General features: G+C 28.7%; 5 protein-coding genes. 2 read left to right on the forward strand and 3 right to left on the reverse strand.

Translation table 11 applies throughout. From position 1 onward, the window contains the following. Positions 1–729 precede the first annotated feature (729 nt). On the forward strand, positions 730–5682 hold the full coding sequence (locus BN346_RS20315) for a cell wall-binding repeat-containing protein (RefSeq protein WP_051539840.1): 4953 nt from the start codon (positions 730–732) through the stop codon (positions 5680–5682). A gap of 23 nt (positions 5683–5705) precedes the next feature. Here BN346_RS20315 and BN346_RS21430 read toward each other — a convergent pair whose 3' ends face one another. From BN346_RS21430 to BN346_RS21435, 3 genes are all read right to left on the reverse strand, one after another. Next, positions 5706–5879, reverse strand: a complete 174-nt coding sequence (locus BN346_RS21430; RefSeq protein WP_158644428.1) for a hypothetical protein — start codon at positions 5877–5879, stop codon at positions 5706–5708. 419 nt (positions 5880–6298) lie between these two features. Further along, on the reverse strand, positions 6299–6493 hold the full coding sequence (locus tag BN346_RS01170) for a hypothetical protein (protein WP_034438482.1): 195 nt from the start codon (positions 6491–6493) through the stop codon (positions 6299–6301). Positions 6494–6582: 89 nt separating this feature from the next. Further along, complete coding sequence (locus tag BN346_RS21435; protein ID WP_158644429.1) at positions 6583–6735, reverse strand: hypothetical protein; 153 nt, start codon at positions 6733–6735, stop codon at positions 6583–6585. 186 nt (positions 6736–6921) lie between these two features. Between BN346_RS21435 and BN346_RS01175 the strand changes: the two genes are divergently transcribed. Further along, positions 6922–7395, forward strand: a complete 474-nt coding sequence (locus BN346_RS01175) for an REP-associated tyrosine transposase (RefSeq protein WP_034438486.1) — start codon at positions 6922–6924, stop codon at positions 7393–7395. Positions 7396–7749: the final 354 nt, after the last annotated feature.

Genomic DNA, 7749 nt, shown 5'->3' on the forward strand with positions numbered 1-7749 from the left:
TTGTTCATTGGTATTTTCAAGATTAAAAATAGAATCTAGCAAGGATACAAACAAGTAAAAAGTAAACATATTAATTTGCTATTTAAGTTTTTTAGCTATAACGAAAGAGAAAGTGAATACATTAAATAATTAAATTGCTATCTAAGGTTTTTAGCCATAACAAGAGGGACAGTCAACTCAATATGTTAGATATACATTAAGAATAATCTGGAATAAATGTGCATATCCAATAGTAAGTTCATTAAAGCCAGTCCCAGCAGCTACGGAAGATAAACTTCCTTTTTATGATTGATATTTTTAAAAATTGAACCAACAAAACTAAGTAATGCTATATTGGGACTGACTTTGATTGTTAAGCTAAATATCTTATTCAAAAGGGAAAGTAAATTATGAAAAGGTAATTAACTCATGAGATGTCTGTCCCTCTTGTTCATTGGTATTTTCAACATTAAGAAATAAAATCTAGTAAGGATATAAACAAGTGAAAAAGAAATCGCTATCTAAGTTTTTAATCCATAAAGAAGTATCATAGGATTAATTTTGGATTAAAAATATATTTATAAAATTTAGTATGTGATTTGGAAATTTAAGCTATTTAAGATATTATATAATAGGATAAAGTTACGAATATAATAATGTAATACATATAAGTAATTTAATGTAATATTAAGAAAAATATAAAAAATAAAATTTTTATTATTAATAAATATTTTAAGGGGGAAGAATTTTATGAGGAGATTCTCAAAGGGCATATGCGCTTTGGTTATAGGTGCTACTCTAAGCACGTTAAGTTGTTCAGCATTTGCTGATGTTAATAGGGTAGTAGGTGGAGAAAATAGATATTCAACTGCAGCAAAGGTTGCAGAAAGTGGTTGGAAATATGGAACTAGCACAATTGTTTTAGTAAATGGTGAGGCAATAGTAGATGCACTTGCAGCAACTCCATATGCTAGATATAAAGATGCACCTATTTTATTAACGCAAAAAGATGTTATTCCAAATGAAACAAAAAACACTATTTCAAATTTAGGCGTTTATGAAGTTGTTATTGTTGGTGGAGAAGGTGTCGTATCTAACAATGTTGTTATGCAATTAGAAAATATGGGTATAAGTGTAAAAAGAATATCCGGAGTTAATAGATACGAAACAGCTTCAGAAGTTGCAAGAAATTTGGATTATGTAGATAAGGTTGCTATTGTTAATGGAATTACAGGACTTGCAGATGCACTTTCAGTAGCAGCACCGGCTGCAAGAGATAATATGGCGATAATATTAAGTGATGGTGAGAGCATTATATCAGGACGTGATATAGTAGAAAAAGCATCAGAAAAATATGTTATAGGTGGCTCAGGCGTGGTATCTGAAAGTTTAGTTAGGTCTATAAGTGCAACTAGGCTTGGTGGAGTTAATAGAGGAGCTACTAATGCAACTGTATTAGAAAGATTTTATCCAGATGAGTATTTAAGTAAAGTGTATTTAGCTAAAGATGGAAGTAAAAATCAAAGTGAACTTGTTGATGCTTTAGCAGTTGGCTCATTGGCTGGACGAGAGGGAAATCCAGTAATACTTTTAGGAAACTCAATAACAGTGGCACAAGAAAATTATTTAATGCCAAGATTAGCAAATGAAATTGTTCAGATTGGATACGGATTAAATGGAAATTCAGCAGATGAAGTTTCAGGAGATTTAAAATTTATAGGACTTCCAAAGGAAGAAAAAGATAAGACTCCAAGATTAAAGGAAGTTAAGGCTATAAATGGAGAAGTCATTGTAACGCTAACAAATCCTATAGATAAAGCAAAATTAGATGATTTTTATGTTACAAAACAAGTTGATGGTGGAAAGAAAATAAAAGTCACACCAAACAAAGTTGTTTTAGCTGATAATAAAATAGATGTAATTTTAAAAATGAATGAAGAACCAAGAGAAAATTGGAACAAGAGAATAAACTATGAAGTGAGATATAAAAATGGAGATTTAACTGGTTGTTGGTTTAAAATAATACATGAAGGTAAAGGGCCAATGTTATCAGTTAGTGAAATACCAGATATATTAAAGGTAAATGAACTTAAAATGAAAGTTACAGCACCAAAAAATGATGCAACATCATTAGTGTTATCAAATAATGGTGTTAAATATTATAAAGATAAAAAAAATGAATATACTTTAAAACTTAGTGAGGGAAATAATGATATTGTTATAATTGGAACTAATGCAAAAGGTGACGAAACTAAGATTACTAAGAGGATAGTTTGTGATACAACAACACCTACAATAAAAATGTCTAAGATTCCAGGAAGAACTTATGATAATATATTAAAAATTAGTGTAGATGTAAATGAACCATGTGATATTGTTGTTAAAAATGGTGAGTATAATGCTAGAGCATGTGGAAATAATGAATATGAAGTTGAACTAAGTGATGGGTATAATGTTATTTCAGTTCAAGCTAAAGATAGAGCTGGCAACATTGCTTTAATAAAAAATTCAATAAAAAAAGTAGTACCCATAAGACCAACTAAGTCAGAATGTATCAAAGATGTGGTTAAGTTTTATGGAGTAAAAGATACAAGTGAGTTGGATCTTATGGATAAAGAAATAACTCTAATAGAACAAGGTACTAATAAAAAGTTTATAGCTACTTATATAAACAATAGTTATAGAAATCAGAGTGCTGAATTTAAAATAAATAATAATGGCGAATTAGAAGATGCTAAAAAATATAAAATTGAAGCTGAATGGGGAGATTTTAGTAATTGTGATTTAATTGCTAAACTAAAACCTAAGGTAGTTGAAAAGTTATATGTATTAAATCAAGTGCTTACAGTTGGAGATAGAACAATAAAGACTGAGACAATTGATCAATATGGAGATAAGCTTTATTTAAATAAACATGAAAATAAAGAAGTAAAATTAAAAATTGATGGCAAATTAGTGGATATAGTACAAAGTGGTAATGATTTTAGAATAGTTAATCCATTACAAAGTGGAAAAGAAGTAAAAATACAATTTTTCAATGAGGATAAACCAATATCAGAAGTTGTAAAATTTACTGTTCGTGAAGGAGAGCCAAGTAAACAAACAAAAATAGAAAACTTAAAACTTTATAAATTTGAAAAAAATGATGATAAAGAGACAGTTGTTGAAAAAAGCTTAAATGAACAATTAATTATAGGTGATAAGATTAAACTTACTGCTGATGTAAAAGATCAGTATGGAAATACACTTACAAGTGATTTGGCTAAAATAAAATGGACAAATAAAAGTGCAAGTAATGTTATAGACATTTGCGAGGCAAGCAATTCTAAAGATAAAGTTCATGAAAGACCAGATGGACTTGTTTTTGAAGTTAAAGATATTGGGCTAATAGATATAGTTGGTGAAATAGAAAATAAAGCTAACGTAAAGTATACAAACAAAATTAATCATATAGATGTTAGAGATTTAAAGTTTAATATAGATAAATTAAATGAAGATAAAATGTATAGCAATCAAAGATGTAGGATAGGTATACTAGAAGGTAATACTGGCTCAAGAGTTATAGCATCAAGAGTTAAGTTTAGCAATACTGATGATATAAAATTTTATGCAACTCAAGGAACCGGAAATAATAGGGACAAAGTATTTATTGATGCCATAGCTAAGGCACCAGAAACTTATAAGTGTGAATTACGCTATGATAAATTACAATTAGAATCTGATAACTTTACAATTAAAATAAATCCTGAAATTAAAACTATAGAAATGAAAAATTTATCAAACAATAATGAAGTTGAAATTGGGCAAAAAATAGAAAGCGAAATAAATTTTTTAAATATAAATAAAGAAAATGTAGATGTTAAAGAAGACGATATTAAAATTAAAATAACTGATGATAAAGGTAAAGATTTAAGCGAGTTTGTTAATTGTAAATTTAATAATAATAAAAATAAATCAAGTATAGAATTTGAAGTTAGAAAAGAAGGTAAATATAATATTGTAGTTGAAAATTCTAAATTTGGAGTTTCAAAAAAAATAACACTTACAGCAAGAAAACTTAATTCAATAGAATTAAAAAATGAGATAGATGTAATACAAGGTGAAGAGGTTATAGTACCTATAGTGCTTAAAGATAATTTAAATTCAGAAATGAAAATTGATAAGTTTGATTTTAATAATTTTAAGGCTACTGGCATAAATAAAGCTGATATTATTTATTATAAAAAAGAAGGAAACTCTTATAAGGAAGTGGGTAAGGAAGAAGCTTATGGTGTTGCCTTAAAGATAAACATCCCAGTAGCTGAATTGATAAAAGATGGAAAAATTGAAGTAACTTACAGTAATGCTACTGAAGAAATTACTGCAAGTATAAATGTTATAGTAAAACAAGAAAGAACGGTCTCTGAAATTATTCCGTCACCGCTATTATTAACAATAAATAAAGGAGAATCAAAAGAGTTTACAGTAACTTTGAGGGATCAGTATAAAAAAAATATATGTGAGAAGATAACATCAACTATTAGTGAAGGTAATAAAATAAAATTAGAACAAATTGGAGATGGGAAAGATGGAGTATATAAATTTAAAGTTACAGCAAATAATGAAGGTTTAGATAAAATTACATTGAAAGCAGGAAAAAAATCTATTGAAATACCAGTAACTGTACAAGATAAAAGTAAAATTCCAAATGGAATTACTATAAGTTGTAAAGAAGACCTTAATAAGTTATATTCAACAAGAGAGGGAGAGGTAGAGTTTAACTTTTCAGCAACAGTTAAAAATTCAGATGGTATAGAAATAAATCCAAAACCATCAATAAAATGGAGTGTTAATGTTTCAAAGGAAAAGGCAGAAATAGATGAAACAACAGGCATAGTAACAGTTAAAAAAGGTACTGATGCAACAATAACTATAACAGCGACTGCTAATAATAGAAAAACTGGATATGCAACTTTAAAAGTTAGTAATAAACAATCAATAGCACAAAAAGAGACAATGAAGTTATTTTTAAATGGAAAAGAAATAGGAGAAGGAACTGAATTAAAAATAGGGAAAAATACAACATTAAAGGCAACTGCTATGGATCAATATGGTGATAATATTAATAATGTAGAATTTGGAAAAGCTATTTTCAAAAATACAGGTATATGTGAGGCTAATATAGTTAAAGAAAATGTAACAATAAAGCCAATAGCAGGTGGACAAACACAAGTTACAATTTCATCAGGCAATGCCAGTGTAAGTTTTAATATAATTGTTACATATATGCCTAGTGATGATGAAATAATGAAAGAGGCTTTAGATAGTAAAGAACTAAATATAAGGGATTATTTTCCTAAAAATAGAAAAGAGATTAACTTGACTAAAGAAATGAAAATAGATAGAGATATTGATTTCGGTGGCTTAAAAATTAGTTCTGACTGTATAATAAATATGAAAGATGGAATTGTTATACAAAATTTAGAATTTGATACTATGAAGATAATTGGAGATATAAATAATATGACTATTTTTAACTTTATAGGCAAAAATTTAGATGTGCCTAACGCATCGATAACTGTTGATAAAAATGTAAAAGTTGCAAATTTAACAATGAATAAAAAACCTGCAAAAATAGAAAATTTCAAAATAGTTATTGATAAATCGTCAAAACCACAAGTACCTAGTGATGAAGAAAAACCTAAAAGTAATAGTGAAGTATAAAAAATAAGAAAAAAGAGATTAACTTAAAAATAGAAAGTTAATCTCTTTTTTATATAATCTTTAAATATTTCAGCCATATCAAACACCACCAAGACTAAAGTCTCAGCTACGAAGGGTAAAAGAAAGTTTGTTCCAATTCTTGTAGGCGAGGTTTTAACCTTGCTATTACATGATGATATTTTGAATTTTGTACCCATATTAAAGATCGCCAAGACTAAAGTCTCAGCTACAAAGGGGTAAAAGAAAATTTGTCCCAAACTCTGTAGGCGAGGTTTTAACCTTGCTATTACATGATGATATTTTGAATTTTGTACCCATATTAAAGATCGCCAAGACTGAAGTCTCAGCTACTACAAAGGGGTAAAAGAAAAATTGTCCCAATCTTTGTAGGCGAGGTTTTAACCTTGCTGTTACACGTTGTTATTTTTATGTTTTAGCCATATCGAAGACCGCCAAGACTGAAGTCTCAGCTACTGAGGGGAAAGAGATTAATGTGCCATATATTTATTTAAATATTTTTCTGTAGGGTGGAATTCATTCCACCAATTTAAATGTGCTAATAAAAATATTATGAATGAAATGAATAATATTATAAATAACTGTCAAATGTCCATTGTCAACTGTCAATTGGCAAAGTAGGCGAGGTTTCAACCTTGTAATTACACGGTATTATTTTGAATTTTGTATCCATATCAAAGACCGCCAAGACTAAAGTCTCAGCTACGAGGGAAAAAGGAGAACTTGTCCCAATTTTTGTAGGCGAGGTTTTAACCTTGCTGTTACACGTTGTTATTTTTAATGTTTTAGCCATATCGAAGACCGCCAAGACTGAAGTCTCAGCTACGTAGGGGTAAAAGAAAACTTGTCCCAAACTCTGTAGGTGAGGTTTTAACCTTGCAATTACATGGTGTTATTTTTAATGCTGTAGCCATATCGAAGACCGCCAAGATTGAAATCTAAGCTACGAAGGAGGAAAAGAGAAGTTGTCCCAAACTCTGTAGGTGAGGTTTTAACCTTGCTATTACACGGTGTTATTTTTAATTTTGTAGCCATATTAAAGACCGCTAAGACTAAAGTCTCAGCTACGAAGGGGCAAAAGAAAACTTGGACGAATCATTGTAGGCGAGGTTTTAACATTGCAAAACGATATTATATATTAGAAATTTAAATTTTGTTATAAATATGTTTTAAGTGGAAAGTACTTAGATTAAGAATATAATTTTGAAGGGAGCAATTTAAGTGCATTTACAACATTATGATGAGAAGAATAATGTTTATTTTATTACCACTGTAACAAAGGATAGAGAACCTATTTTTAATGATGAATTGGCATGTCAATTATTTATTAATTTACTTACATATTATAAAATCAAATATTCTATTAATATAAAGGCGTTTGTTATTATGCCAGATCATATTCATTTAATTATTCAATCATTAGGAGAACAATCAATATCAGATTTTATGAAGATGTTAAAAGGAAATTTCACAAGATATTATAATGAAATTATCAATAAAAATTGTCATTCAAAATTTCAAAGAGGATTTTATGACAAAATTATAAGAAATGAAATTCAATTAAATGAGATTTTTCATTATATACATAATAATCCTGTTAAACGAGGATTGGTATGTGATCCTCAAAATTATCATTATTCTAGTTATAAATTTTATTATGAAAATGATAGTAGATTTAAATTGTTGTTAATGTAACTTTAAAATTCTTGTAGGTAAAGTTCATTTGAAAAGGTCAAATTAAATATACATATCGAAGACCGCCAAGACTAAAGTCTCAGCTACTACATAGGGGAAAGAGGTTAATGTGGCATATATTTATTAAAAATTTTTTCAGTAGGGTGGAATTCATTCCACCCATTTAAATATGCAAATAAAGGTATTATTTTTGACATTGTATCCGTATCAAACACCGCTAAGACTGAAGTCTCAGCTACGAGGGGGTGAAAGAAAACTTGTCCCAATCATTGTAAGCGAGGTTTCAACCTTGCGATTACACGGTAGTATTTTGAATATTGTAGCCATATCAAACACCGCCAAGACTAAAGTCTC

The organism is Clostridium ihumii AP5 (assembly GCF_000612845.1).
Taxonomy (GTDB): domain Bacteria; phylum Bacillota; class Clostridia; order Clostridiales; family Clostridiaceae; genus Clostridium_J; species Clostridium_J ihumii.

Coding starts and splice junctions, on each gene's coding strand:
- BN346_RS20315 (WP_051539840.1), top strand. CDS start 730: ATGAGGAGATTCTCAAAGGGCATATGCGCTTTGGTTATAGGTGCTACT.
- BN346_RS21430 (WP_158644428.1), bottom strand. CDS start 5,879: ATGGGTACAAAATTCAAAATATCATCATGTAATAGCAAGGTTAAAACC.
- BN346_RS01170 (WP_034438482.1), bottom strand. CDS start 6,493: ATGGCTAAAACATTAAAAATAACAACGTGTAACAGCAAGGTTAAAACC.
- BN346_RS21435 (WP_158644429.1), bottom strand. CDS start 6,735: ATGGCTACAAAATTAAAAATAACACCGTGTAATAGCAAGGTTAAAACC.